Source organism: Kitasatospora sp. NPDC087314, from assembly GCF_044744365.1.
Classification (GTDB): Bacteria; Actinomycetota; Actinomycetes; order Streptomycetales; family Streptomycetaceae; genus Kitasatospora.
The window spans coordinates 32,582-59,129 of the sequence record NZ_JBIUYE010000015.1 but is presented as its reverse complement, the minus strand read 5'-3'; the positions used below and the strand labels follow the sequence as shown (position 1 = coordinate 59,129).

The 26,548-nt window shown below is 72.9% G+C and carries 25 protein-coding genes and 1 tRNA gene; 17 read left to right on the top strand and 9 right to left on the bottom strand.

What is annotated here, in order from left to right; translation table 11 throughout:
- The first annotated feature begins 231 nt into the window (after positions 1-231).
- Entirely contained in the window at positions 232-1,203 is a 972-nt protein-coding gene (locus tag ACIO5E_RS29765) for a sigma-70 family RNA polymerase sigma factor (protein WP_280678498.1), read from the top strand.
- A 189-nt stretch (positions 1,204-1,392) separates the two neighbouring features.
- Positions 1,393-1,629 (top strand): hypothetical protein, encoded by a 237-nt coding sequence (locus ACIO5E_RS29760; protein ID WP_400673699.1) that lies wholly within the window; start codon positions 1,393-1,395, stop codon positions 1,627-1,629.
- Between the two features lie 12 nt (positions 1,630-1,641).
- Here ACIO5E_RS29760 and mscL read toward each other — a convergent pair whose 3' ends face one another.
- The 5 genes from mscL to ACIO5E_RS29735 form a co-directional block, all read right to left on the bottom strand.
- Positions 1,642-2,061, bottom strand: coding sequence for a large conductance mechanosensitive channel protein MscL (mscL, locus tag ACIO5E_RS29755; protein ID WP_400673696.1), 420 nt, complete (start codon positions 2,059-2,061; stop codon positions 1,642-1,644).
- 30 nt (positions 2,062-2,091) lie between these two features.
- Positions 2,092-2,355 carry a hypothetical protein gene (locus ACIO5E_RS29750; RefSeq protein ID WP_400673693.1) on the bottom strand — a complete coding sequence of 88 codons (264 nt, stop codon included), beginning with the start codon at positions 2,353-2,355 and terminating at the stop codon, positions 2,092-2,094.
- Between the two features lie 291 nt (positions 2,356-2,646).
- Positions 2,647-2,964 (bottom strand): FmdB family zinc ribbon protein, encoded by a 318-nt coding sequence (locus ACIO5E_RS29745; RefSeq protein WP_400673690.1) that lies wholly within the window; start codon positions 2,962-2,964, stop codon positions 2,647-2,649.
- 159 nt (positions 2,965-3,123) lie between these two features.
- Positions 3,124-4,518, bottom strand: a complete 1,395-nt coding sequence (locus ACIO5E_RS29740; RefSeq protein WP_400673687.1) for an MFS transporter — start codon at positions 4,516-4,518, stop codon at positions 3,124-3,126.
- Positions 4,519-4,876: 358 nt separating this feature from the next.
- Positions 4,877-6,361, bottom strand: a complete 1,485-nt coding sequence (locus ACIO5E_RS29735; RefSeq protein WP_400673684.1) for a potassium/proton antiporter — start codon at positions 6,359-6,361, stop codon at positions 4,877-4,879.
- Positions 6,362-6,671: 310 nt separating this feature from the next.
- On the opposite strand from ACIO5E_RS29735, the gene ACIO5E_RS29730 reads away from it, so the two are divergent.
- Positions 6,672-9,383 (top strand): penicillin acylase family protein, encoded by a 2,712-nt coding sequence (locus ACIO5E_RS29730; protein ID WP_400673681.1) that lies wholly within the window; start codon positions 6,672-6,674, stop codon positions 9,381-9,383.
- A 54-nt stretch (positions 9,384-9,437) separates the two neighbouring features.
- Here ACIO5E_RS29730 and ACIO5E_RS29725 read toward each other — a convergent pair whose 3' ends face one another.
- Entirely contained in the window at positions 9,438-10,013 is a 576-nt protein-coding gene (locus ACIO5E_RS29725; RefSeq protein WP_400673678.1) for a 5-formyltetrahydrofolate cyclo-ligase, read from the bottom strand.
- Between the two features lie 75 nt (positions 10,014-10,088).
- Between ACIO5E_RS29725 and ACIO5E_RS29720 the strand changes: the two genes are divergently transcribed.
- The 8 genes from ACIO5E_RS29720 to ACIO5E_RS29685 all read left to right on the top strand — a co-directional run bounded on the left by ACIO5E_RS29720 (position 10,089) and on the right by ACIO5E_RS29685 (position 16,492).
- Positions 10,089-11,000, top strand: a complete 912-nt coding sequence (locus ACIO5E_RS29720; protein ID WP_400673676.1) for a GGDEF domain-containing protein — start codon at positions 10,089-10,091, stop codon at positions 10,998-11,000.
- A gap of 50 nt (positions 11,001-11,050) precedes the next feature.
- Entirely contained in the window at positions 11,051-11,971 is a 921-nt protein-coding gene (gene galU / locus ACIO5E_RS29715; protein ID WP_280678477.1) for a UTP--glucose-1-phosphate uridylyltransferase GalU, read from the top strand.
- 25 nt (positions 11,972-11,996) lie between these two features.
- Positions 11,997-13,337 (top strand): gephyrin-like molybdotransferase Glp, encoded by a 1,341-nt coding sequence (gene glp / locus ACIO5E_RS29710; protein ID WP_400673672.1) that lies wholly within the window; start codon positions 11,997-11,999, stop codon positions 13,335-13,337.
- A 114-nt stretch (positions 13,338-13,451) separates the two neighbouring features.
- Complete coding sequence (gene moaC / locus ACIO5E_RS29705; RefSeq protein ID WP_400673669.1) at positions 13,452-13,952, top strand: cyclic pyranopterin monophosphate synthase MoaC; 501 nt, start codon at positions 13,452-13,454, stop codon at positions 13,950-13,952.
- A complete protein-coding gene (locus ACIO5E_RS29700) occupies positions 13,949-14,452 on the top strand; it encodes a molybdenum cofactor biosynthesis protein B (RefSeq protein WP_400673666.1) in 504 nt (167 codons plus the stop codon). Before moaC ends, ACIO5E_RS29700 begins: the two co-directional genes overlap by 4 nt.
- 38 nt (positions 14,453-14,490) lie before the next feature.
- Positions 14,491-15,075, top strand: a complete 585-nt coding sequence (locus tag ACIO5E_RS29695) for a GNAT family N-acetyltransferase (protein ID WP_400673665.1) — start codon at positions 14,491-14,493, stop codon at positions 15,073-15,075.
- A gap of 149 nt (positions 15,076-15,224) precedes the next feature.
- Positions 15,225-16,337 (top strand): gephyrin-like molybdotransferase receptor GlpR, encoded by a 1,113-nt coding sequence (glpR, locus tag ACIO5E_RS29690; RefSeq protein WP_400673662.1) that lies wholly within the window; start codon positions 15,225-15,227, stop codon positions 16,335-16,337.
- 81 nt (positions 16,338-16,418) lie between these two features.
- Positions 16,419-16,492: transfer RNA gene (locus tag ACIO5E_RS29685), tRNA-Ala, on the top strand.
- Between the two features lie 130 nt (positions 16,493-16,622).
- Here ACIO5E_RS29685 and ACIO5E_RS29680 read toward each other — a convergent pair.
- The 3 genes from ACIO5E_RS29680 to ACIO5E_RS29670 form a co-directional block, all read right to left on the bottom strand.
- Complete coding sequence (locus ACIO5E_RS29680; RefSeq protein ID WP_400673659.1) at positions 16,623-17,081, bottom strand: universal stress protein; 459 nt, start codon at positions 17,079-17,081, stop codon at positions 16,623-16,625.
- Positions 17,082-17,172: 91 nt separating this feature from the next.
- A complete protein-coding gene (locus tag ACIO5E_RS29675; RefSeq protein WP_400673657.1) occupies positions 17,173-18,048 on the bottom strand; it encodes a peptidase in 876 nt (291 codons plus the stop codon).
- A 2-nt stretch (positions 18,049-18,050) separates the two neighbouring features.
- On the bottom strand, positions 18,051-19,373 hold the full coding sequence (locus ACIO5E_RS29670) for a VWA domain-containing protein (RefSeq protein ID WP_400673655.1): 1,323 nt from the start codon (positions 19,371-19,373) through the stop codon (positions 18,051-18,053).
- Positions 19,374-19,596: 223 nt separating this feature from the next.
- On the opposite strand from ACIO5E_RS29670, the gene ACIO5E_RS29665 reads away from it, so the two are divergent.
- The 6 genes from ACIO5E_RS29665 to ACIO5E_RS29640 all read left to right on the top strand — a co-directional run bounded on the left by ACIO5E_RS29665 (position 19,597) and on the right by ACIO5E_RS29640 (position 26,540).
- Positions 19,597-20,445: an ATP-binding cassette domain-containing protein gene (locus tag ACIO5E_RS29665; protein ID WP_400673652.1), complete on the top strand. Its 849-nt coding sequence runs from the start codon at positions 19,597-19,599 to the stop codon at positions 20,443-20,445.
- Positions 20,442-21,125: an ABC transporter gene (locus ACIO5E_RS29660; RefSeq protein ID WP_400673650.1), complete on the top strand. Its 684-nt coding sequence runs from the start codon at positions 20,442-20,444 to the stop codon at positions 21,123-21,125. The genes ACIO5E_RS29665 and ACIO5E_RS29660 overlap by 4 nt, the downstream gene beginning before the upstream one ends.
- Positions 21,126-21,279: 154 nt before the next feature.
- A complete protein-coding gene (locus tag ACIO5E_RS29655; protein WP_400673648.1) occupies positions 21,280-21,792 on the top strand; it encodes a DUF1269 domain-containing protein in 513 nt (170 codons plus the stop codon).
- 144 nt (positions 21,793-21,936) lie between these two features.
- A complete protein-coding gene (locus tag ACIO5E_RS29650; protein ID WP_400673646.1) occupies positions 21,937-23,277 on the top strand; it encodes an FtsW/RodA/SpoVE family cell cycle protein in 1,341 nt (446 codons plus the stop codon).
- Positions 23,277-24,797 (top strand): penicillin-binding transpeptidase domain-containing protein, encoded by a 1,521-nt coding sequence (locus tag ACIO5E_RS29645; protein WP_400673643.1) that lies wholly within the window; start codon positions 23,277-23,279, stop codon positions 24,795-24,797. The genes ACIO5E_RS29650 and ACIO5E_RS29645 overlap by 1 nt, the downstream gene beginning before the upstream one ends.
- Before the next feature lie 177 nt (positions 24,798-24,974).
- Complete coding sequence (locus ACIO5E_RS29640) at positions 24,975-26,540, top strand: amino acid permease (protein WP_400673640.1); 1,566 nt, start codon at positions 24,975-24,977, stop codon at positions 26,538-26,540.
- Positions 26,541-26,548 lie beyond the last annotated feature (8 nt).

Here is a 26,548-nt window from a genome sequence, read left to right as displayed (position 1 = left end):
CGAAGTGGTCGGGGAATTGGCACTGAAAGTGCTCGACTGATCACCCAGTGTCCATATCCGGAGTGAAAACCGGCAGGATACTGCATATCCGGGAAGAATCTGAGTGACTTGGGAATGTTGTCCGGATTCTGTTCGTTGGATCGTTACGTGTGAGCCCCGAGGGGCCCGCACTTCTTGCCCTCTCGGGGGGCAGGCAGGCAGACCTCGGCAATTCCAGCAAAGGGAGCAAGCATGGCCACCCGTGCCGTCGTTCGCGACAGGGCCGACCGGACTCGCGCGGCCCGCCCGACCAACTTCGAGGCCGACCGTGACCTGGTCGGCATGTACCTCGACGAGATCGCCAGGACACCCCTGCTCGATGCCGCCGAGGAGGTCGAGCTCTCGCTGCGGATCGAGGCCGGCGTGTACGCCCAGCACCTGCTGGCGGAGGGCGAGTTCCCCGACGGTGTCACCCGCGAGGAACTGGAGGCGATAGCCGAGGACGCCGAGCGCGCCAAGGACGTCTTCATCCGCTCCAACCTCCGGCTCGTGGTGGCGGTCGCCCGCCGGTACCCGCGCAGTGGCCTCCCGCTCCTGGACCTCATCCAGGAGGGCAACGCGGGCCTGGTGCGCGCCGTCGAGAAGTTCGACTACGCCAAGGGTTTCAAGTTCTCCACCTATGCCACCTGGTGGATCCGGCAGGCGATCACCCGGTCGATCGCCGACCAGTCCCGCACCATCCGGCTGCCCGTGCACCTGGTCGAGGAGCTGGGGCGGATCCGGCGGGTGCAGCGGGAGAAGTCCAAGGAGCTGGGCCGCGAGGCCGAGCCGGCCGAGATCGCGGCCGAGTTGGACACCACCGAGGCCCGGATCAAGGACGTGCTGGACTGGGCCCGGGATCCGGTCAGCCTCAACATGGCGGTCGACGACGAGGGCGAGACCCAGTTCGGCGACCTGGTCGAGGACACCGGGGCGACGTCCCCCGAGGACGCCGTGATGGTCATGCTCCGCCGTGAGGAGCTGGACGACCTGATCGGGCGGCTGGACGACCGTACGGCCTCGATCATCCGCTCCCGCTACGGGATGGAGGACGGCCGCGAGCGCACCCTCACCGAGGTGGGCAAGCAGCACGGCCTCACCCGCGAGCGGATCCGCCAGATCGAGAAGCACGCGCTGGCCGAGCTGAAGAAGATCGCCGACCACGCGGGCTTCGAGGCCGCCTGAGAGGGGAGTGCCTGCGGGCCTGCGAGGCGCTCCGGACGGCCGCTCGTGAGGTGGCGTCACGGCCGGCCGCTTGAGGCCGTCACCCGGGCCCTGATGCGGAGCGCTCCGCACCGGGGCTCGTGGTGCGCCACGGGGCTCATAGGCTGGAGGGGGGACAGGACGATCCGGGCGAACAGCGGAGTGAGCAGGGTGAGCGAGCAGGGACAGGGCCGGGAGCGGCCGCAGGCGCGGCAGCAGGAACAGCAGCAGGGGCAGGAGGAGCAGCCGGCGGCGCCGAAGGCCCGGCTGGTCTTCCGGGACCCGCTGGACCAGCAGTCCCGGGACGACACCGACACCGGCTGGGGCGAGCGCCCCGGAGCGGGGGAGGGCGGTGGGCGGGGGCTGGACTGGTACCTGAGCCAGCGCCCGCCGCACCACGGGGACTGAACGGAAACGTGCTCAGCGCTGCGGCGTGAGCAGCGCGTCGCGGATCTCGGTGAGTAGTTGGACCTCCTTGGCCTCGGCCTCCGCCGCCTCTTCGAGGGCGCTCTTCCTTCTGGCGGCCAGCTTGTTCATGGGCACGATCAGGACGAAGTAGACGACGGCCGCGGTGATCAGGAACTGCAGGGCGGCACTGAGCACCGATCCCCACAGGATGAGGATTCCGGACGTGACCTCGCCGGTGGCGCTCACCTCGCAGGGCCCCTTGAGGCAGGAACTGTAGGACGCCAGGTCCTTCGTCCCGAAGACACCGACGATCGGGTTGATCACGCCCTTGACGAAGGCGTTGACGATGGTGGTGAAGGCCGCGCCGATGACGACCGCGACGGCGAGTTCGACGACGTTTCCACGCAGCAGGAATTCCTTGAAGCCTTTCATGCCGCCGTGAACGACGAAGTCGTTTCCTGGTCACGGGTGATCTTCGATTGAGCCGGATTGACAACCCGTCCGGCCCATCGCGCCGCCCGAGGGCGGCGGCAGTCCGGCCCGCGCGGGCCCGACCGCGAGCGCTGCGGCCACCGCGAGCAGCACCAGCACGGGCACCCCGGCCCGCCGCCGTACGGCGTGCCGCCAGCGGTGCCACCCGCCGGCCCCGCGCCGGATCGGAGGGAAGCGCGGCACCTCCCGCCGGGGCGGCACGGTGGGGGCGGGCAGCGGGACGGAGAGGCTCATGGACGTCATGGTCACCACCGGGGTCGTCGGGGACCGCCCCTTCCGGGCCGGTCGGTCTCTGGTGACCCACACGATGCGTGCCCCGCGCCGTCCCGGAAAGCCCTTATCCGCAGCCTGTGGACAACCCGGCCCTGTGGACAACTTCGTACACCCGCACGAGGGACTCCGGCCCGCCCAGGATGACGAAAAGGCCCGCCGCCCCGCGAAGTGCGGGGCCGACGGGCCTTGTCGATGCTCTTTACCTGCCGCCCGGGCCGGGCCGAATGCCGCCCGCCGCGCCCGGCGACGAGGTCAGCTCGCGGCCGGAGCCGGGCTCGAAGCGGTCGAGGAGCCGGAGGAGCTCGAAGAAGTGGAGGGCGACGACGCCGGGGTCGAGCCCGACGACGACGCGGAGCTGCCGGAGGTGCCGGCGCCCACCGTGCTGCTGGAGGACGAGCGGCTGTCGGTCCGGTAGAAGCCGGAGCCCTTGAACACGACGCCCACGGCCGAGAAGACCTTGCGGAGCCGTCCCTGGCAGTCGGGGCACGTGGTCAGCGCCTCGTCGGTGAACTTCTGCACCGCCTCCAGGCCGTTGCCGCACTCGGTGCACTGGTACTGGTACGTGGGCACTTGTCTTCCTCCTGGCACTCTCGCCTGATGAGTGCTAACGATGGTCAATGATGCGGCATTCCGCTGAATCAGTCCAGCGACTCCGATGTGAGATGAGCCGGGGCTGAGCCGGGGGCTGCTCTCCGGCCCACCCGGGCACCACCGTCGTCGCGTGCCCGCTCAGCCCTTGGCCGCGCCCACCAGCTGCGGCGCCGCGGCGCGCTCCGGCGAGGCCGTGACCGCAGCGTTCGCCTGCCCCGGTGCGGTCAGCAGGTGCCGCAGCGAGACCAGCGCGGCCAGGCCCAGGCCCGCGCCCGCCAGCGGCACCAGGAACCCGACGGACGGCCCGTGGCCGTCGATCAGCCGCCCGGCCGCCATCGAGCCGACCGCCAGGCCGAGGCCGATGGCGCCGGTCAGCCAGGTGAAGGCCTCGGTCTTGGCGCCGTCCGCGACGAGCGTCTCGACCAGGGTGTAGCCGCTGATCAGGGTCGGCGCGATGGCCAGGCCGCAGACCAGCCCGGCGACGGTGAGCGCGATCAGGTTGGGCATCGCCCACAGCGTCGAGCAGCCCAGCACCAGCAGGGTGTAGCTCATGATCATCCGCTGCTGCACGGCCCGCCGCCAGGCGATCACGCCGTACAGCACGCCGGCCACCATCGAGCCGCCCGCGAAGATCCCGTACACGGTGCCGCCGGCGCCGTGCTGCCCGACCGAGTCGGCGAAGGCGTACACCGAGACCTGCAGGCCGCCGAACACGGCGCCGACGCCGAGGAACGTCCCGGCCAGCAGCCGGACGCCGGGCGAGGCGAGCGCGGAGGCGCGCTTGGCGCCGGGGCGGTGGGCCTGGCGGGCGGGCGCGGTGTTCCGCTGGGCGGCGAAGGCCAGCCCGCCGACGACGGTCAGCGCGGCCTCGACGATCAGCCCGGTCGAGGGGCTGACGGTGGTCGCGATGGCGGCGGTCAGGATCGGGCCGATCACGAAGGTGAACTCGTCCGTGACGGACTCGAAGGCGAACGCGGTGCTCACCTTGGCCGTGGACGAGCCGGAGGCGCCGTCCGCGGTGAACTTGGCGATCCAGCGGGCCCGGACCATCGCGCCGATCTGCGGAACGCTCGCACCGGCCGGGACGGCGGCCAGGAACAGGCTCCAGGCCGGTGCGTGGCCGAGTGCCAGCGCGATCAGCGCGCCGACCGAGAGCGCGTGCACGATCACGGCCGGCACCAGCACCGCGGCCTGGCCGTAACGGTCGGCCAGCCGCCCGGTCTGCGGGCCGATCAGGGCCTGGGCGACGGCCGCCACGGCCGCGACCGTGCTGGCCGTGCCGTAGGAACCGTGGGTCTCCTTGACGAGCAGCAGGATGCCGGTGCTGAGCATCGCGTAGGGCAGCCGCGCGAGGAACGCCGGCGCCAGGAACGTCCAGACGCCGGGTGTGCGCAGCAGCGTGCCGTAGCCGACGCGCGCGGGCGCGGTGGCGGTGCTGTCGGTGGTGGCACCGGCGTCGGTGGCGGTGGTGTCGGCGGTGTCACGCGGGGTCGCGCTGTCCGCGGGGTTGTCGACCGTTCGGCGGGCCGTCACGGTCGGTCCTTCCTGCTGCCTGGTAGCGCGGCAGGGCATGGGGTGGCCCCGACGGCGCCGAGAGTCGTCCTCTCGCGCGTCGACCGGGGTAGATACCGGGTCGGCCCGGCGTGGTGGCCGGGGTCCGGACCGCGGCCGCCGAGCGGTCGCGCCAACTCTGCGTCAGGCAGATGCAGATGCTGGGTGTGATCAAACCATCATACATATACGCGCGTAGATTGTCGCGCTCTCCCCGAGATTACAGCGCACCTCCGCCCTTGTCCTGCCCATCGAAGGTGAACAGCAGATGAGGCCTTTCGGCGCCGACGGGGCGAGCCTCCCGGCGCCGGACGGCGGGACCTCCCGGCGCCGCCGGGCCTCACCGCCCGTGCAGCCACCCCGCGAGCTTGCCGCCCTTGTCCACGGCCCGCAGTCGCCGCTCGGCCGCCTCGCCGACCTCGTCCGTGGTGACCACCAGCAGCTCGTCCCCGCCGCGCAGCACCGTCGCCTTGTCCGGCACGAAGGAGCTGCCCTCCCGCACCACCAGGGTGACCGCGGCCCCCTTGGGCAGTCGCAGCTCGCCGACCTCCACGCCGGACATCCGCGAGCCCGGGGCGAGCGTGACCGACAGCAGGTGCCCGTGCAGCTTCTCCAGCGGGGCGGACTCGATGTCCAGGTCCTGGCCCATCGCGCCCTCGCCGATCCGCAGCTGCTTGGCCACCCACGGCAGGGTCGGGCCCTGGATCAGGGTGAAGACGACGACCAGGATGAAGACGATGTTGAAGACGTCCTGGGCCTTCGGCGCGCCCGACACCAGCGGGATGGTGGCCAGCACGATGGGGACCGCCCCGCGCAGCCCGGCCCAGCTGAGCAGTGCCTGCTCCCGGCCCGGCACCTTGAACGGGGTCAGGGTGAACACCACGGACAGCGGCCGGGCCAGGAAGACCAGCACGCCGCCGATCACCAGCGCGGGCACCACGGCGTCGCCCATCGTCTCGGGCGAGCAGAGCAGGCCGAGCAGGACGAACATGCCGATCTGCCCGATCCACGCCAGGCCGTCGGCGAAGCCCCGGACGGCCGGGCCGTGCGGCAGCTTGGAGTTCCCGAGGATCACCGCGCAGATGTAGACGGCGAGGAAGCCGGAGCCGTGCAGCAGCGCGCCGCCCGCGTAGGCGAGCACGGTCAGCGCCATCACGGCGATCGGGTAGAGGCCGGAGGAGGGCAGCGCGACGTGCTTGATCCCGTACGCGCCGAGCTTGCCGACCGCGAAGCCGATCGCCGCGCCGATCGCCAGCTCGGCGACGATCGTGCCGACCAGGGCGTACCAGGAGTCCAGCTCGCCGGTGGTGGCGAAGGCGACGACCAGGATGACCACGGGCGCGTCGTTGAAGCCGGACTCGGCCTCCAGTAGGCCGGTGAGCCGGTGCGGCAGCGGGACCATGCGCAGGACGGAGAAGACGGCGGCGGCGTCGGTCGAGGAGACGATCGCGCCGAGCAGCATCGAGGTCCGCCAGTCCAGGCCGACCAGCCAGTGCGCGCCGGCCGCCGTGACGAACACGCTGACCCCGACGCCGACGGTGGCGAGCACGGTGGCGGCCGGCATCACCGGTCTGACCTCGCGCCAGCTGGTCTTGAGGCCGCCCTCGGCGAGGATCACCACGAGCGCCGCGTAGCCGAGGACCTGGGTCAGCTCGGCGTTGTTGAAGTTGACGCCGATGCCGTTCTGGCCGAGCGCGACGCCGATTCCGAGGTAGATCAGCAGGCTGGGTAGTCCTGATCGGGTGGAGATCCGCACGGCGACCACCGCGACCAGCAGGATCACGGAGAACTCGAGGAGCAGCTGGTTCAGGTGGTCGATGTTCACGCAGTGGCACCTCGGGCAGGCAGGGGCGGGCGGGGTGTCTGGTGGTGCTGGAGAGGGCGACCCGTTAAGAAGGCGTCAATGCTCCCCTTGCGGATCGTTACTCAGTCTAACATTTTGCCATATCTTTAGCTTCCTTGTCCTCCCAGGCCCCCACCGCCCCGTCCGGGCCTCCTTGTTGACCTCCCCCGAACCCACGGTGACCGTCCCCCGTGCACGGCGCTCGGCCGACTCGGCCTAATGTGGTGCCCTGCCACGGCCCCCGGCCCTGGACACGCCCGCCCGCCCCGAAGTCAGGACCGCAAGGACCCAGATGCCCCGCTCGAAGAAGTTCCGGCGCGCCCGTCTGATCGTGATCATGCTGGTCGTGCTGCTGGTGGCCGGCGTCGGCTACGGCGGCTACCGCGGGGTCACCGCGGTCCGCGCGTCCTTCCCGGAGGTCGACGGCAGCGTCAAGGTGGCGGGCATGAGCGCGCCGGTCGACGTCAAGCGGGACGCCAACGGCATCCCCCAGCTCTACGCCGACACCTCCGAGGACCTCTTCCGCGCCCAGGGCTACGTCCAGGCGCAGGACCGCTTCTGGGAGATGGATGTCCGGCGGCACATCACCGCCGGCCGGCTGGCCGAGATGTTCGGCGACGGCCAGGTCGACACCGACGCCTTCATCCGCACCATGGGCTGGCGCCAGGTGGCGCAGAAGGAGTGGGACACCAAGCTGTCGCCCGAGTCCAAGAAGAACCTCCAGGCCTACGCGGACGGCGTGAACGCCTGGCTCGCCGAGCACCCCGGCGGCGAGAAGGCCTCGCTGGAGTACGCCCTGCTCGGCACCGTCAACGGCGACTACAAGCCCGAGCAGTGGAGCCCGGTCGACTCGGTGGCCTGGCTCAAGGCGATGGCCTGGAACCTCTCCGGGAACCTCCAGGAGGAGATCGACCGCTCGCTGCTGGCCCAGGACTTCGGCCCGGACAAGATCGCCGAGCTGTACCCCGAGTACCCGTACGCCCGCAACGGCACGATCGTGAAGACCGGCACGGTGGCCGGCGACACCTACCGCCCCGCCGACGGCTCCCCCCAGTCGGGCACCGGCACCGCCACCACCCAGGGCGCGGCCACCACCAAGGCGCTGCTGCAGGGCCTCACCGACCGGGTCGACGGCCTGCCGCAGATGCTCGGCCGCCCGGGCCAGGGCATCGGCTCCAACTCCTGGGTGGTCGCCGGCACCCACACCACCACCGGCAAGCCGCTGCTGGCCAACGACCCGCACCTCGGCCCCGGCCTGCCCTCGGTCTGGTACCAGATGGGCCTGCACTGCCGCACCACCTCGCCGGCCTGCCAGTACGACGTCTCCGGCTTCACCTTCGCGGGCATGCCCGGCGTGATAATCGGCCACAACAAGGACGTCGCCTGGGGCTTCACCAACCTCGGCGCCGACGTCACCGACCTCTACCTGGAGAAGGTCACCAGTCCGGACACCTACCAGGTCGACGGCAAGGACGTGAAGTTCGACCTCCGCAAGGAGATCATCAAGGTCGCCGGCGGCGAGGACCGCACCATCACCGTCCGCACCACCCAGACCGGCGCCCCGCTCATCTCCGACCAGAGCACCGAGCAGCAGAACGTCGGCAAGTACGCCCCGAACGGCACTGCCGCCCCCGACCGCGGCACCGGCGGCTACGGCGTCGCCCTGCAGTGGACCGCGCTCAGCCCCGGCAAGACCATGGACGCGGTGTTCGAGCTGGACCGGGCCCGCAACTGGGACGACTTCCGCAACGCCGCCAAGGACTTCGCCGTCCCCGCGCAGAACCTGGTCTACGCCGACGCCAAGCACATCGGCTACCAGGCCCCCGGCGACATCCCGATCCGCAGCAAGGGCGACGGCACCTACCCGGCTCCGGGCTGGGACTCCTCCTACCAGTGGAAGGGCTCGATCCCCTTCAGCGCCCTGCCGTACAGCCTGGACCCGAGCGTGGGCTACATCGTCACCGCCAACCAGGCCGTGGTGGACCCGAGCTACAAGTACCCGCTCACCAAGGACTGGGAGTACGGCACCCGGGCCAAGGAGATCACCGACCAGATCGAGGGCCTGCTCAAGAACAACGGCAAGATCTCGCCGGACGACATGCAGACCATGCAGTTGGACAACACCAACATCATGGCCAAGACGCTCGTCCCGCTGCTGCTCCAGCAGCAGATCGACGACCCGTACGTGCGCGAGGCCCAGGACCTGCTGAAGGACTGGAACTACCACCAGGACGCCGACTCGGCCGCCGCCGCCTACTACAACGGCGTCTGGCGCCAGCTGCTCAACCTCGCCTTCGGCCAGAAGTTCCCGGCCGACCTGCGGGCCAAGAACAGCTGCCTGCTGGTCCGCCAGCAGGACGACCCGACCAAGCCGGACAGCTCCAGCAGGATCGTCACCGAGTGCGGCACCCGCGACCCGGGCAAGGCCCAGCCGGACGGCGGCGACCGCTGGACCGAGGTGGTGCGCCAGCAGCTGGACAAGCCCGACAGCACCTGGTGGACGTACATCGACTCCGACCACAAGGAGCAGAAGGGCCTGAACAACCTGCTCAAGGAGGCGATGAAGAACGCCCGGCAGGACCTCACCTCGCTGCTCAGCAAGGACGTCTCCACCTGGAGCTGGGGCCGCCTGCACACGCTGACCCTGCGCGAGCAGACCCTCGGCACGGACGACTCCTCGATCGCCTCCGGCCTGGTCCACCGGCTGCTCAACCGCGGCCCGTACCGGCTCTCCGGCGGCTCGGCGGCCGTCGACGCGGCCGGCTGGAACGCGGCGGCCGGCTACCAGGTGGACTGGATCCCGTCGATGCGGATGGTGGTCGACCTGAGCGACCTCGACTCCTCGCGCTGGATCAACGTCGGCGGCGCCTCCGGCCACGCCTTCCACGACAACTACAACGACCAGACCGACCTCTGGCTCAAGGGCAAGCTGCTGACCTGGGCCTACACGCCGGACGCGGTCGAGAAGGCCACCAAGCACAAACTGGTGCTCACCAACGGCTGACCCCGCGCGACCCCGGCGGCCCCGCTCCCTGCCCGGAGCGGGGCCGCCGCCGTCTCATCCCAGCCGCCGCGGCCCGGACGGCGTGACCGCCAGGTCCACCGGCCGGTCGTGCGGCTCGGCCGGCACCTGCTCCACCAGCTCGTGCTCGTACAGCAGCACCGCCAGCACCGGCCGTGCGCCCGCCCGCGCCAGGCGGGCCAGCACCCGGTCGTAACTGCCGCCGCCGCGGCCCAGCCGCAGCCCCTGCCGGTCCACCGCCAGGCCCGGCAGCAGCACCACCGAGGCCTGCGTGACGGCCTCCGGGCCCAGCCGCGGGCCGACCGGCTCCAGCAGCCCGCGCCCGGCCGGGGCCAGCGCCTGCGGACCCTCGTACGCGGCCCAGTCCAGGTCGTTGTCGGGCAGCAGCACCGGCAGCAGCACCCGCACCCCGCCCGCCCGCAGCGCGTCCAGCAGCGGCCTGGTCCCGGGCTCGGCGCCCACCGAGACGTACGCGGCCACGGTGGTGCCCGGCGCCGCCAGCTCCCCGGCGTGCCCGGCCAGCGCGCGTGCCGCCGCCGCGCGCCGCTCGGGGGAGAGCGCGCGGCGCTCCGTCAACAGCCGTGTCCTCAGATCGCTCTTCTCGTTGTGCATCGGATCCTCCGCAACTCTGTGCCGCCGGCCGGTGTCATCGACGCGCAGAGCCTGACACGCGAAAGGGCGTCGCGATTGTCCACCCCGCTGCTGGTCCAGGCCCTGGCCGTGCTGAGCGCCCCCGCGCTGGCCGGCGCCACCGTGCTCGGGCTGCGGCTGCGCCGGGGCGGTGCCGCAGCCGCCGCCCGGCAGGAACGGCTGCGCGAGCGGATCGCCGAGCTGGAGGCGCACTGCGCCGACCTGGAGCGCACCGCCTCCTGCGACCCGCTCACCGGCGTGTGGAACTACCGCCACCTGCAGCTCACCCTGGACCGCGAGATCGAGCGCGCCCGCCGGGCCGAGCGGACCGACCAGCCCGAAGGACCGCGCCCGCTGGCCGTGCTGCTGCTGGAGATCGCCGGCTTCGACGCGGTCGTCGCCGAGCACGGGCGCGGCCGCGCCGGCGCGATACTGCGCGACCTCGCCCAGCGGCTGGCGATAGAGATCCGCCGTGCCGACACCCTCGGCCGGTACAGCGGGGAGGAGTTCCTGGTGGTGCTGCCGGACACCGGCGCCGAGGGCGCCGCGCAGGTCGCCGAGCGGCTGGTCTGGTCGGTCCGCCGACACCTGCTGCTCGACTGGTCCTCCGGCCCGCGCGAGCCCCGCCCGGCCCACGGCAACGGACTCACCGCCGCGATCGGCATCGCCGTGCTGCCCGAGGACGGTACCCACGCCGCCGTGCTGCTGCGCGCCGCCGACCGCGCGCTCGCCGAGGCCAGGGCGGCCGGCGGCGACTGCTGGCGGGTCCGCCCGCGCCCCGGGGACCGGCCCGCGGCGGAGCTGAACGCCCCGCTCGCATCCCCTCCGGAGCACCGGACGACAGCCGAGCGTGACCGTTTGGGAAAGCCGGGTAGTGTGTCGCCCTGTGCCGGAGGGGACCCCCTCGCCCAGCCGGTCGATTCCCATACGCCTGTCACCGTGGCCGGGCCCCGCGACGTGCTGTCGTAGCCGTCGACCGCGCTCGGCCGGGCGAAAACGTGCCTGAGTAAGGTAAACGCATGACGACGACCAACTCCCGAATCCCGGTAACCAAGGCCGTGGTACCCGCGGCCGGACTGGGCACCCGCTTCCTCCCGGCAACCAAGGCCACTCCGAAGGAGATGCTGCCCGTCGTCGACAAGCCGGCCATCCAGTACGTCGTCGAGGAGGCCGCTTCCGCCGGGCTGTCCGACATACTGATGGTCACCGGCCGTAACAAGCGCGCGCTGGAGGACCACTTCGACCGCGCCTACGAGCTGGAGGAGCTGCTCTCCCGCAAGGGGGACGAGGACCGCCTGCGCCGGGTCCGCGAGTCCGTCGACCTGGCCAACATGCACTACGTCCGCCAGGGCGACCCGAAGGGCCTCGGCCACGCCGTCTCGGTCGCCGAGCAGCACGTGGCCGGCCAGCCCTTCGCCGTCCTGCTCGGCGACGACCTGATCGACCCGCGCGACCCGCTGCTCTCCCGCATGATCGAGGTGCAGCAGGAGCTCGGCGGCTCGGTCGTCGCCCTCATGGAGGTCGACCCCTCGCAGATCCACCTCTACGGCTGCGCCGCCGTCAAGGCGAACGGCTTCGGCGAGGACGTCTTCCAGGTGACCGACCTGGTCGAGAAGCCCGAGACGCACGAGGCCCCGTCGAACTACGCCGTCATCGGCCGCTACGTCCTCGACCCGCTGGTCTTCGACGTGCTGCGCGAGACCCCGCCCGGCCGCGGCGGCGAGATCCAGCTCACCGACGCCCTGCGCGAGTTGACCACCCGCGAGCCGGAGGCCGGCGGCCAGGTGCACGGCGTGCTCTTCAAGGGCCGCCGCTACGACACCGGCGACCGCGCGGACTACCTGCGCGCTATCGTCCGTCTGGCCGCCGAGCGCGCGGACCTGGGCCCGGAGTTCCGCTCCTGGCTGCGGGAGTTCGTCGCCACCGAGCTGCAGGACTGACACGACGACAGAGAGCGAGCCGCCGATGACCGGGTCCACCGAACGCACCACTGGGTCCGCCGCAGCCTGCTGCGACGGGTCCGCGGACCCGGCACCGGCGGCCCCCCGCCTCTGGACGGTGGACGAGCACCTCGCCGACGTGCTGGCCGCGGTCGGCCCGCTGCCCGCCATCGAGCTGCAACTGCTCGACGCCCAGGGCTGCCGGCTCGACGCGGACGTCCGCGCCGACGGCGACCTGCCGCCCTTCGACAACAGCTCGATGGACGGCTACGCCGTCCGCACCGCCGACACGGCCGGCGCCACCGACCGCTATCCCTCGGTGCTCGCGGTCGTCGGCGACATCGCCGCCGGCGCGGACGAACTGCCCCGGGTCGGGCCCGGCCAGGCCGCCCGGATCATGACCGGCGCCCCCGTCCCACCCGGCGCCCAGGCCGTCGCCCCGGTCGAATGGACCGACGGCGGCACCGGTACCGGCGCGCCCGCCGACGCGATGACCGCGCCCGTCGAGGACGAGGAGGTCCGCGTCCTGCGCCCGGTCGCCGAGGGCGCGCACATCCGCCGCCGCGGCAGCGACGTCGCGGCCGGAGCCACCGTCCTGGAGGCCGGCACCAGGCTCGGCCCGACCCAGCTCGGCCTGCTCGCCGCGATCGGCCGCGGCACCGTCAAGGTCCGCCCGCGCCCGCGGGTCGTGGTGCTCTCCACCGGCAGCGAGCTGGTCCAGCCCGGCGAACCGGTCGGCCCCGGGCAGATCTCCGACTCCAACAGCTTCACCCTCACCGCGGCCGCCCAGGAGGCCGGTGCCATCGCCTACCGGGTCGGCGCCGTCCCGGACCGGGCCGAGCGCCTGCGCGCCGTCCTGGAGGACCAGCTCGGCCGGGCCGACCTGATCGTCACCAGCGGCGGGGTCAGCGTCGGCGCGTACGACGTGGTCAAGGAGGTCTTCGAGTCCTACGGCGGCGTCGACTTCCGCAGGCTGCGGATGCAGCCCGGCAAGCCGCAGGGCTTCGGCCGGATCGGCGGCGCGGCCGGCGTCCCGCTGCTCGCCCTGCCCGGCAACCCGGTCAGCGCCTACATCTCCTTCGAGCTGTTCGTCCGCCCGGTGATCCGTACCATGCTCGGCGCCGCTGACGTCCACCGCCCGGTGGTCCGGGCGCTCTGCCCGGTGGCACTGCGCTCTCCGGCCGGCCGCCGGCAGTTCCTGCGCGGGCGTTACTCGGCGGCGGACGGCACCGTCGAGCCGGTGGGCGGCGCCGAGTCGCACCTGGTCGGCGCCCTCGCCCGGGCGAACTGCCTGATCACCGTCCCCGAGGACGTCACCGCGCTGCCCGCCGGCAGCGAGGTCGACGTGGTGCTGCTCGGCTCCTGACCCCGGTCGCACGGGGCCGCGGGGCGCGTCTTGCCACCCGGCCCCTCCCACGGGGCGGGCCGGGGGAGCTGTACGGTAGCGCGGTATTCGATCTGCGTGCCCCTGGAGCCACCCGTGACGACACCTCCCCCCGGCGACCGCCTCACCCACGTCGACGACCAGGGCGCGGCCCGGATGGTCGACGTCTCCGGGAAGGCCACCACCGCGCGCACCGCCGTCGCGACCGGCCGGGTCCGGGTCTCCCCGACGGTGGTCGAGCTGCTGCGCGGCGAGGGGGTGCCCAAGGGCGACGCCCTCGCGGTGGCCCGGATCGCCGGGATCATGGGCGCCAAGAAGACCCCCGAGCTGGTCCCGCTCTGCCACCCGATCGCCGTCTCCGGCGTCAAGGTCGACCTCACGGTGGTGGACGACGCCGTCGAGATCACCGCCACCGTGAAGACCGCCGACCGCACCGGCGTCGAGATGGAGGCGCTGACCGCCGTCGCGGTGGCCGGCCTCACGGTGATCGACATGGTCAAGGCCGTCGACAAGGGCGCCACCATCGAGTCCGTCCGGGTGCTCAGCAAGACCGGCGGCAAGAGCGGTGACTGGTTCGCGCCGGAGGCCGGCGCATGAGGGCCCTCGCGGTGACGGTCTCCAACCGGGCCTCGGCCGGCGTCTACGAGGACAAGGGCGGCCCGCTGCTGGTGGCCGGCCTGACCGCGATGGGCTTCAGCGCCGACGGCCCCCGGGTCGTCCCGGACGGCGAGCCGGTGGAGGTTGTCCTGCGCGAGGCCGTCGCGGCCGGCTACGACGTCGTCCTCACCACCGGCGGCACCGGCATCTCGCCGATGGACCTCACCCCCGAGATGACCGCCCGGGTGATCGACCGGCAGGTCCCCGGCATCGCCGAGTCCATCCGCGCGTACGGTCGGGAGAAGGTCCCGACCTCGGCGCTCTCCCGGGGGCTGGCCGGCCTCGCCGGACGTACCCTGATCGTCAACCTGCCGGGATCGACCGGCGGCGTCCGGGACGGCCTGGCCGTCCTCGAACCGCTGCTCGCCCACGCCGTCGACCAGCTCGGCGGCGGGGACCACCCCCGGCCGGACGCCCCAGCTTCCGGGAGAGCGCACTGAACGCCGGATGGCCGGTAGAACTCCACGAGGGGGAGGTCGTGCTGCGCCCGATCCGGGCCCGCGACCAGCGTGAGTGGCAGGAGGTCAGCCGCCGCAACCGGGACTGGCTGCGCCGCTGGGAGGCGACCGTCCCGCCCGGTCCGGCCGGACAGGCCGCCGGGCCGCGCCCGACGTACCGGCAGATGGTCCGCTTCCTGCGTGGCGAGGCCTCGGCCGGGCGGATGCTGCCCTTCGTCGTGCTCCACAAGGGGCAGCTGGTCGGCCAGCTGACCGTCGGCGGCATCACCTGGGGCTCGATGTGCTCGGCGAACGTCGGGTACTGGATCGACGAGGCGGTGGCCGGCCGGGGCATCATGCCGACCGCCGTGGCGCTTTCGGTCAACCACTGTTTCCGCACCCTCGGACTGCACCGGATCGAGGTCTGCATCCGCCCGGAGAACGCCCCGAGCCGCCGGGTGGTGGAAAAGCTCGGCTTCCGCTCGGAGGGAATCCGCCCGCGCTATCTCCACATCGACGGCGACTGGCGGGACCACCTGGTGTACGCGCTGACCGCCGAGGAGGTCCCGGAGGGGATGCTGGAACGCTGGCGGGCGATCAGTTCCGGCCGCGAGTCAACTAATTGAATATATGTTCGAAACAAATATCGATATGGCATCGGCGTGGCGGCGGACTGGCACAAATACCGGCAAAATAGTCGGAGAATCAGCTTGATCACACGACACGCCGAGCCAAATTGCTGCCAGGCCTTCCTGGCGCCCGTACGGTGTGAATCGTGAGCAGTAGTGGCCTTATCTACGCCGTCATCGTAGGGGCCTGGGCCGCCTATCTGGTGCCGATGTGGCTCCGCAGGCAGGACGAACTCAACGAGGCGCGCCCGACGGAACGCTTCAGCACCGCCATTCGCCTGCTGGCCGGGCGTTCGGGGCTGGAGCGGCGGGCAGCCCGGGCCCTGGGCGACGAACCGCGTGAAGACGAGCACGGCAGCGACGGCACTCCCGGACGGGACGAGGCCGCCGTCGGCGACCCCGCGGCGGACTCCGCGCCCTCCGCCGAGCCGTCCGCCGCCGAGCCTTCGCGTCCCGTCGAGTCCCCCGTCGCCGAGCCCTCGCCCGAGCGGGGCGTTCGGGGGGAGCGTCCGCCGGCCGAACCGCACGGCGGTGCGCAGCGCCGGGCCCGGCTGCTGGCCCGTCGGCGCCGGATGGTCACCCTGCTCTTCCTGGCCTTCGCGCTCGGCGCCGTGGTCGCGGCGGTGGCCGGACTGGCCTTCCTCTGGGTCCCGGCCGTCCCGGCGATCCTCCTCACGCTCTACATCGGCCACCTGCGCAAGCTGGAGCGCGAGCGCTACGAGGTGAAGCTCGACCGCGCGCGCGCCGCCCAGGCGGCCGAGCGGCTGCGCAAGCGCGAGCAGCAGCGTGCCGCGGCCCGGAGCGCCCCTGTCGAGGCCCCCGCCACCCAGACCCAGGCCCAGGGTCAAGTGCAGGCCCAGGCTCAGGTCCGGGCCCAGGCCCCGGGCGCCGGGGAGCGGGCCGGGCGCCGTCCGCACCTGCGGCTGGCCACCGACGCCGGCGAGGCCACCGTCTGTGCCCCGTCCGTCTCCGCGCCGTCCGCCTCCGCGGTGGCCGAGGTGACCGAGCACGAGGAGTGGGTCGACGGCATGCGCGAGCGCGGCGCGGCCGGCCCGGACTCCTGGGAGCCGGTGCCCGTCCCGCTGCCGACGTACGTCACGGCGCCGGTCGCCCCCCGGGTCTCGCGCGGCCTCGACCTGTCGGCCCCCGGCACCTGGACCGCGGGGCGTCCCGCCGAGTCTCCCCGCAAGACCCCGCTCTTCGACCAGTACGCCGAACCCCTGGCCCCGGAGAGCCGCCCCCGCGCGGCCAACGAGTGACGGCTCCGGCCCCCGACCAGCACCGCGTCCCCGGGGGTGGTCACGGACCCCCTCCGAAAGGTGCTAGAGTTTCTTCTCGTTGGGGCTGTGGCGCAGTCCGGTAGCGCACCTCGTTCGCATCGAGGGGGTCAGGGGTTCGAATCCCCTCAGCTCCACCCAACAGAAGCCCCGCCCGGTCGTGAGACCGGGCGGGGCTTCTGCGTTGCCCGGGGCAATCCGGTGCGGGGGCACGGGAGTTGGCCGTGTGACGGTCGTCACGGCAGGGGTGGGGCGGTGAACTGACGGTCAGTCGCGGACGATCACCACCGGGCAGGGGGCGTGGTCGAGGCAGTACTGGGCGACGGTGCCGAGCGGGGCGTCGGGCGGGGTGGAGCGGCCGCGGTTGCCGAGGACGAGCAGGGCGGCGCCGGCCGCGGCGGCGACCAGGGCGGGGCCGGGCGGGCCGGCCCTGAGGCGGCGGTGCACGGACGGTGGGCGGCCGGGTGGCGGCGGCGGGCCGGGTGGGGCGCAGGAGGCCAGCGCCTCGTCGAGGATCTCGGCCGCGCGGTGCTCGCGCCCGAAGCCGTCCAGGGCGGGCGGGACGAGGCCGTGCTCGCCGTAGAGGCAGGGGAAGTCCCAGACGGCCACCGCCTCCAGCGGTCCGCCGGTGAGGACGGCCTGGCGGGCCGCCCAGCGGACGGCGGCGCGGGAGGGCGGGGAGCCGTCCACGCCGACCACGATCCTGCCGTCCGGCTGCGGGGCCATGCTTCGAGCGTAGGCCCGCGGGGCCGGGGCGGGAACGGCCGAGGGCCGGCCGGAAGGAGTCCGGCCGGCCCTCGGGGTGGGGCAGGGTGGGTCAGGGGCGCTGGGAGCCGGCGTAGGGGCCGGGCTGGGGGGCGCCGGACTGCGGCGGGACGGCGCCGTAGCGGCCCGGGCGGTGGCCGCGCGGGTGCCGGGTCAGGTGGTAGCCCAGGACGCCCGCCAGGGCGGCCAGGGCGCCGCCGCCGATGGTCCAGTACCAGCGGCTGTTCCAGCCGGAGAACCAGCCGGTGTACCAGTGCTCCTCGGGCTCCACCGGGGCGGCCGCCTTGGCGGTGCTGGCGCCGCCGCCGGCCGGCGGGACCAGCGGGGCCTTGAGCTCGCCGCCCTCCGGCTGCGCGTTGTCGGCGTTGCCCTTGGCGCTGACGTGGAGCTGGACGGAGGTGGCGAGGCCGAGGTCCGGCTGCGGGACGTCGCTGACCGAGAGCCGCACGTAGTAGGTGCCGGGCAGCGGGTCGCCGGACCACGGCTCGGCCCAGGAGCGGATCTCGCGCAGGGTGCAGCTGAGCGCGAGCGTGGCGGTGTTCTGGTCGCCGGTGGCGTTCTGGGTGCCGGCGGTGCAGGACTGGCGGCGGCGCAGCCCGTCGAAGACCTCGACGGACCAGGTCTGCGGGCCGTGCCGGTCGGTCGCGGGGGCCAGGTTGACGGTCAGGCCGATCGTCGGGGTCTGGCCCTCCGAGGCGCCGAACGCCCAGTACAGGTAGTCGCCGGTGGAGGCGGCGACGTTGGCGTCCTGGCCGGGGGAGAGGTTGGTCGCGGTCAGGAAGGACGTGCCGGCCTTGGTGGCCGGGGCCGGGGTGCCGCTCGCGCTCGCCGAGGGGGACGGCGAGGCGGCCGAGGCGGCCGGCGCGGCCAGCGCGAGGGCGGGCAGCAGGGTGAGGGCGGCGAGGGCGCCGCGAAGGGTCGTACGCATGGTCAGTTCTCCCGCCAGACAGAGATCCGCCAGCGCGCGATCCAGCCGAACACCAGGCCGAACACCAGGCCGGCGAGGGTGAGGGTGAGCAGCAGGATCCAGCCGCGGCCCAGCCCCATCGCCGCGCCCTCGGGGGCGGACGAGGCGGTGGCCAGGTCGACGGTCAGCTCCAGCGGCATGCCCGGGTCGGCCTGGACACCGGCCTGCGGGGCCAGCGAGTTGCTGACGACCAGGCAGACGGTCGTCTCCGGCTTGGCGCTCGGCGAGGAGGTCGGACTGGCCGTGACGTAGCCCTTGGAGTCGCCGGTGGACCAGCGCAGGCCGGTGGAGATCACGTCGGTGCGGCTGCTGCCGGCGTCGGTACCGCGGACCAGCTCCTGGCCGGTCGCGCTGGTGGCCTGCAGCAGGACGCCGTAGTCCCGGGCCACCGCGCGGTCCAGGCCCACGCTGACCGAGGCGCGCAGCTCCTGGCCGGACTTGACCGGGACCTTGTAGACGCGGTGCTCGGAGAACTTCTCGCGGTCGCTGTACACGCCCGGGGCGAGGACGGGGGCGTTCTCGCACTTGTCGGTGCCGACGGTCTTCACCGGGGTCACCGCGTAGGTGTCGTTGGAGCGGTCGACCAGCTGCTTCACCTTGTCGGTGAGCTGCTCCTGGGTGCGGACGTCGGTGTAGGTGCCGCCGGTCGCGTTCGCGATGCAGAGCAGCTGCTGACGGGTCTTGTCGTCGTGGGCCAGGCCGAGGGTGTCGACGACCAGGTGGATGCCCTGGGAGGCGAGTTCGCGGGCCACGTCGCAGGGGTCGGGCGGGGTGCAGGTGTCCTCGCCGTCGGTGATCAGCACCACCCGGCGGGTGGTCTCGCCCTTGCCGAGGTCCTGGGCCGCGCCGCGCAGGGCCAGGCCGATCGGGGTCCAGCCGGTGGGGCGCAGGGTGGCGACCGCCGTCTTGGCCTCGACCTTGTTGGTCTTGCCGACCGGGAACAGTTGCTTGGTGTCCTGGCAGCCCTGGTTCTTGTCGTTGCCGGGGTAGGTCGCGCCCAGGGTGCGGATGCCGAACTCGGTCTCCGCGGGCAGCGCGTCGATCACGTCGTTCAGCGACTGCTGGGCCACCGAGATGCGGCTCTTGCCCTGGATGTCCCGCTCGTTCATGGAGCCGCTGACGTCCAGGACAAGGTCGACCCGGGGGGCCTCCTTGGGCGCGGCGGCGGCGCCGGCTGATGGTTCGTCGGCGTGGGCGGGCAGGCCGAGGAGCAGCGAGGCGCCCGTTATCGCCAGGGCGGCCAGCAGGCCGCCGAGCCTGGTCTTTGGTCGTCGTCCGGTAGTCACCCGGGAGATCCTAGGGATCATCAGTTCGCCATGGCCAAACGAGTCCGGATCGTGCCCCACCCCGCCCCGGCGTGAACTCCGGCGCGTGGACGGGCTGTCGGGGCCGGGCGGGACGGTCGGTCTTACGCGGGCCCTACCCGTGCTGGATAGCCTTCCGTGCGGACTCGCCTGAACCCGTGCGAGTTCGCCGAGCCGGGTGGGAGTGGGCGGGGGCGGGGGCGGGATGGAGCTGGCGGCGGTCGGCAAGCGGTACGGGCGGCGTGGGCGGTGGATCCTGCGCGGGGTCGATCTCACCGTCGGGCCGGGGGAGTTGGTGCGGATATCCGGGGCGAACGGGAGCGGCAAGTCGACGCTGCTGCGACTGGTGGCCGGGATCGAGCGGCCGACCGCCGGGCGGGTGGTCCGCCCGGGCGCCGCCGCGTACGTACCCGAACGCTTCCCGCCCGCGCTGCCGTTCGACGCCGCCTCGTACCTGCAGCGGGTGGGCCGGGTGCACGGGCTGTCGGCGGAGTCGGCGCGGCGGCGGGCCGGGGAGTGGCTGGACCGCTTCGGCATCGCGGACCGGGCGGGCACACCGCTGAGCCGGCTGTCGAAGGGCACCTGCCAGAAGGTCGCGGTCGCGCAGGCGCTGCTCGCCGAGGCCCGGGTGCTGCTGCTGGACGAGGCCTGGACCGGGCTCGACCCCGAGGCCAGGGCGGTGCTGGACGAGGCGGCCGCCGAGCGGGCGGCGGACGGCGGCACGGTGCTGTTCGTCGACCACGACCCGGCCCGGCTGGCCGGGCTGACCAGCGCGGCCTACCGGGTCGGCGCGGACGGCGCGCTGCGGCCCGCCGAGCAGGCGGAGCCCGTGCCGGACGGCGGCGGCCCGGTGATGGAGATCGAGGTGGACGTTCCGGACGGCTCGCCGCTGCCGCCCCGGCTGCCCGGGGCGCCGCGGCCGACCCCGCTGGCCGGCACGGCCGTGCGGCTGACCGTGCCGGCCGCGCACTCGGACGCGCTGCTGCGCCGGTTGCTGCTCGGCCGCCCGGCCGTCCGGGTGCTGGCGGTGCGGCGCCGGGAGGAGGCGCGATGAGGCAGGTCGGGGCGCTGACCCGGTACCACCTGGAGCTGCTGGTGCGCTCGCACGCCTGGCTGCCGCCGTTCCTGACGTACGCGCTGCTGCTGGTGGTGGGCGTGACGGCGGGCAACCCGCTGCTGGGCGACCTCGGCTACGGCGCGGCGGTGCTGCTGCCGGTGAGCGCCTGGTACGTGCGCAGCGTGCTCGGCGCGGAGCCGCCGGCCGCGCGGGCCTGCCTGGTGGCGGCGGCCGGGCCGCTGCGGGTGCACCTGGGCGCGCTGTTGGCGGCGCTGACGGCCGGGCTGGTGTTGGCGGTGGCCGAGGTGGCGGCGCTGTGGTGGCTGAGCGGGACGGTGGCCAACCCGGGGGTGGAGCGGCAGCCGCCGGCCGGATCGGCGCTGGCGGCCGGGCTGCTGACGGCGGTGGTGTGCGTGCTGCTGGGGGTGCTGGCCGGGGTGCTGGCCACCCGGCCGGTGCTGATGCGGCCGCAGTACGGCATCGCGCTGGCGCTGGCGCTCGCCACGGTGGCGCTGGTGGCGCCCGCCTCCCCGGCCAACGCGGCGGTCCGCGTCCTGGTCTCCGCCGCCCGGACCGGCCGGGTGGCCGCGCCGTGGGGCGAACTGCCGCTCGCCGCAGCCCTGTTGGCCGCGGCGGTGGCCGGGACGGCGGCGCTGGCCGGTCGGCGGCCCGGGTAGGAGGCCCGGAGGATTCCCGGCAATGGCGGACACACCGTAGCGAAGAGCGAATAAATATGGATAAAGCTCGTTAGGGTGACGAACCGGGGCACGGGAGCCGCCGTACCGGCGCCCGGACCCGGCCGGCACGTCCGATTCGTTGGAAGGACCCGCAGTGAGCAACCTCTTCGCGATCGCCTACCCGGACCTCGCCACCGCCCAGGCGGTACGCAACGAAGCGATCGGCCTGCAGAAGCAGCAGCTGATCGAACTGGAGGACGTGGTCGTCGTGGAGCGTCGCGACGACGGCAAGATCAAGCTGCACCAGCAGGTCAGCACCACCGGCGCGGGCGCCGCGACGGGCGCGCTGTGGGGCGGCGTCATCGGGTTGCTGTTCTTCATGCCCTTCCTCGGCGCGGCGCTCGGCGGCGCGACCGGAGCCGCCGTCGGCGCCTCCACGGACATCGGGGTGGACGACAACTTCATGCGCGAGGTCGGGCAGCACCTCCAGCCGGGCACCGCGGCGGTCTTCCTGCTGGTCCGCAAGGCCACCGCCGACAAGGTCGTCCCGGCGCTGGCCCGCTACGGCGGCCAGATCATCCAGACCTCGCTGTCCGCCGCCGCCGAGGCCGAGCTGAAGGCGACCGTCGAGGCGTCCCGGGCGCAGGCCTCTCCCCCTTCCGCCTGACCCCCGCACCACCCGACAGCCGCTCACGTCGGGGTGGACCGGCCCCGTGCCGCCGGTCCGCCTCGGCATCCCCGGAGAGCGTTCCGGAGAGGCCCTCCCGGCACCCCGCGACCCCCAGGACGGTCCGTGGCGACACCCCCCGCCGTGACGAGAGCCGCCGCCCGGCCGAGCCGGCCGGTGCCGACCAGGCGCGGCACCGAGCTCGCGCTGGTCCTGGCCGCCGTGCTGACCGCCGTGTTCGGCTACGTCGAGGTCGGCGTCAACCTGGACGGCAAGGTGCCCGCCGACGCGGCCCAGTACGGCGCCGCGCTCGGCGTGCTCGCCCTGCTGGCGCACGCCGTGGTCCGCTGGCGGGCCCGGTACGCGGACCCGCTGCTGCTGCCGATCGCGGTGCTGCTCAACGGCGTCGGCCTGGTGGTGATCTACCGGCTCGACCGGGCCTCCTCGGGCGCCGGCGCGGCCTCCACCCAGCTGCTCTGGTCGAGCCTGGGGGTGGCACTGTTCATCGCGGTCGTGCTGCTGGTGCGCGACCACCGGCGGCTGCAGCGGTACGCCTACCTCGGGGCGCTGGTGGCGCTGGTCCTGCTGGTGCTGCCGATCTTCTTCCCACCGGTGTACGGCTCGCGGATCTGGATCGTGATCGGGCCGCTGTCCTTCCAGCCGGGGGAGTTCGCCAAGGTCCTGCTGGCCGTCTTCTTCGCCGCCTACCTGGCGGTGCACCGGGACGCGCTGGCGCTCACCGGCCGCCGGGTCTGGCGCTGGCAGCTGCCGCGCGGTCGGGTGCTCGGGCCGGTGCTGCTGATCTGGGCCGCGTTCGTCGGCGTCCTGGTGCTGGAGACGGACCTCGGCACCTCGCTGCTGTTCTTCGGCCTGTTCGTGGTGATGCTGTACGTGGCCACCGCGCGCACCGGCTGGATCGTGATCGGGCTGGTGCTGGCGGCGGTCGGGGCGGTCACGGTGGGCTGGCTCTCGCCGCACGTGCACAGCCGGGTGACGGACTGGCTGGACCCGCTGGGCTCGATCGCGGCCGGCAAGGGCGCCAACCAGATCGCCCAGTCGTTGTTCGCCTTCGCCTGGGGCGGGGAACTGGGCACCGGGCTCGGCAACGGGCACTCGGTGCTGATCGGCTTCGCCGCCAAGTCGGACTTCATCCTCGCCACCATCGGCGAGGAGCTCGGCCTGACCGGGCTGATCGCGGTGTTCCTGCTGTACGCGCTGCTGGTCTCCCGGGGGTTCCGGACGGGCATCGCGCTGCGCGACCCGTTCGGGCGGTTGCTGGCGATCGGGCTGGCCGCGATCGTCGGCCTGCAGGTGTTCGTGGTGGCCGGCGGGGTGCTCGGCCTCATCCCGCTGACCGGGATGACCCTGCCGTTCGTCGCCCAGGGCGGCTCCTCGGTGGTCACCAACTGGATCATCGTGGCGCTGCTGGTGCGGATGAGCGACATCTCCCGCCGGCCGGCGCCCTCGACGTCGGAGGAGGCCTGATGGCGCGCAGCCGTCCCCGTCCGCGCCCCCGGGGCAACGGGCCGCAGGGCCTGCCCGGCATCTCCGTCACCGGGCGCCGCGCGGGCACCTTCTGCCTGCTGCTGATCGCGGCGCTGTGCGTCCAGGCCACCCGGGTGCAGGTGTTCCAGGCCGACGACCTCGACCACAACACCGCCAACCAGCGGCTCACCATCGAGCGGTACTCGCAGCCGCGGGGCAACATCCTGGTGGGCGCGGACACCGTGACCGGCTCCGCGCCCACCGGCGGCCGGTACGACTACAAGCGCACCTACACCGACGGCCCGATGTACGCGGCCGCCACCGGCTTCGCCTCGCAGGCGTACGGCAACACCCAGCTGGAGGGGGTCGAGGACGACCTGCTGTCCGGCACCGACAGCCGGCTGTCCGGCTGGGCGGTCTGGGACGCCGTCGCCCGCAAGCAGAACCCCGGCGGGGACGTCTACACCACACTGAACCGGGCGGCCCAGGAGGCCGCGGTGCGCGGGCTGGGCAGCCAGAAGGGCGCGGTGGCCGCGATCGAACCGGCCACCGGCCGGATCCTGGCCCTGGCCAGCACGCCGTCCTACGACCCGGGCAGCTTCGCCGGCTCCTCCCCGGCCGACCAGGCCGCCTGGAACCGGCTGCAGGCCGACACCGACCAGCCGATGCTCAACCGGGCGCTGCGCCAGACCTATCCGCCGGGCTCGACCTTCAAGGTGGTCACGGCGGCGGCCGCGCTCGCGGACGGGGTGGTGACCGACATCGACGCGCCGACCTCCGCGCCGTACCCGTACGTGCTGCCCGGGACGACCACGCCGCTGGTCAACGCCGGCCCGGCGTGCAACGAGCCCGAACTGTCGCTGGACACCGCGATGGTCTACAGCTGCAACAGCGTGCTGGGCTACCTCGGGGTGCAGACCGGGCTGGACCGGATGGTGGCGATGGCCGAGAACTTCGGCTTCAACGACGCCAGGCTGGACATGCCGGTGCGCCCGGCCCGGTCCAACTTCGACACGAAGATGAACCAGTCGCAGGTCGCGCTCTCCTCGATCGGGCAGTTCGACACCGCGGCCACCCCGCTGGTGATGGCGATGGTCGCGGCCGGGGTCGCGAACAACGGGACGGTGATGCGTCCACAGCTTGTGGACAGGCTGACGAGGAGCGACGGCACCACGGTGCAGCTGACGAAGCCCGCCGTGTACCGGCAGGCGATGACCCCGGCGGTGGCCGGGCAGGTCCAGCGGCTGATGACCGACGTGGTGGAGAACGGCACCGGCGGCAACGCCCGGATCGGCGGTGCGGTGGTCGGCGGGAAGACCGGCACCGCGCAGCACGGGGTGGACAACAGCGGGACGCCGTACGCCTGGTTCATCTCCTGGGCCGGGCCCGCCGGCTCCGACGCGGTGCCGCCGGTGGCGGTGGCCGTGGTGATCGCGGACAGTGACGCCACGGACATCACCGGTGGCGGGCTGGCGGCGCCGATCGCCCGCTCGGTGATGCGGGCGGTGCTCGACCGCTGACCGGTCGGCCGCCGCTGAGCTGCCGTTTAGTCGCCGAATGGCAGATGCGCCGTTTACGAAGTGTCCGGTTTGTATAGTGTTATGCGCCGATTCGTCCAATGCGCCGATCGGTACTGTTCGTTTGCGACACTGGTGCTTTCGCGGGGTACTGTCCCATCTTTGTTCGGTTGGTCCCCGATGACACCCCATGGCGCGTCGAGTGACCGGCCGCCAGGACACCCTCCCCCGCCCAGAAGGACCGCAGTTTTGGCCAGCAACTCCCTCGGTGCGCGTCTGCTGCGCCGCAAGCCAGTCTCGTCCCTCATCGCCGAGAGCGAGGGCCGGGACGGCCCTCCGGCCGGCGCGCCCGAGGAGGGCGGCCGCTCCGGCATCCACCTGCGCCGCTCGATCGGCCTCTGGCAGCTGTCCTCGATCGGCATCGGCGCCACCATCGGCACCGGCATCTTCTTCGTGCTCAGCACCGCGGTGCCCTCGGCCGGCCCGGCCGTCATCCTGTCCTTCGTGCTCGCCGCGGTCACCGCCGGACTCACCGCGCTCTGCTACGCCGAGATGGCCTCCGCGATCCCGGTCTCCGGCTCCTCGTACTCCTACGCCTACGCGACCCTCGGCGAGGGCGTCGCGTTCGGCGTCGGCATCTGCCTGCTGATGGAGTACGGCGTCTCCGCCTCCGCGATCGCGGTGAGCTGGGCCGAGTACCTGAACAAGTTCCTCGACCTGACCTTCGGCTTCACCATCCCCGAGCAGCTCTCCGGCGCTCCGGACGGCACCCACTGGTTCAACCTGCCGGCGCTGCTGCTGGTCGCCATGGTCTGCGTCCTGCTCATCCGCGGCGTCAGCGAGTCGGTGAAGGTCAACGCGGTCATGGTCGCGATCAAGATCCTCATCCTGCTGCTGTTCGTCGGCATCGCGCTCACCGGCTTCCACTCCGGCAACCTGACCCCGTTCATGCCGCTCGGCATCGGCGGCGTGCAGGTCGCCGCCTCCAGCATCTTCTTCTCCTTCATCGGCCTGGACGCCGTGTCCACCGCCGGTGAGGAGGTCAAGAACCCGCGCCGCACCCTGCCGCTGGCGATCATCATCTCGCTGGTCGTGGTGACCCTGCTCTACATCCTGGTCGCCCTCGCCGGCATCGGCGCCCAGCCGTGGCAGAAGTTCGACGGCCAGGAGGCCGGCCTCGCCCAGATCCTGCAGGACATCACCGGCCAGAGCTGGCCCGCGATCGTCTTCGCGATGGGCGCGATCATCTCGATCTTCAGCATCACCCTCGTGGTGATCTACGGCCAGACCCGCATCCTCTACTCGATGGGCCGCGACGGCATGCTGCCCAAGCGCTTCGCCGAGCTCTCCCCGCGTACCGGTACCCCGGTCTGGAACACCCTGGTGGTGGGTCTCGGCGTCGGTGCGCTGGCCGCGTTCATCCCGCTGAACATCCTGGCCGACATCACCAGCCTGGGGACGCTCATCGCCTTCTCGGTCGTCTCGATCGGCGTGATCATCCTGCGCCGCACCCAGCCCGACCTGCCGCGCGGCTTCAAGGTCCCCGGTTACCCGGTCGTGCCGCTGCTCAGCGTCGCCTTCTGCGTCTACCTGATCACCGGCCTGCACGCCGACACCTTCCGGGCCGGCGGGATCGCCGTCGCCGTCGCCGTGGTCGTCTACTTCGGGTACAGCATCAAGCACTCCAAGCTGGAGCAGCCGCAGGCCGCCGCGGCGAGCAGTGCCGCCGACAGCAAGACCAGTTGAGCCGGGCG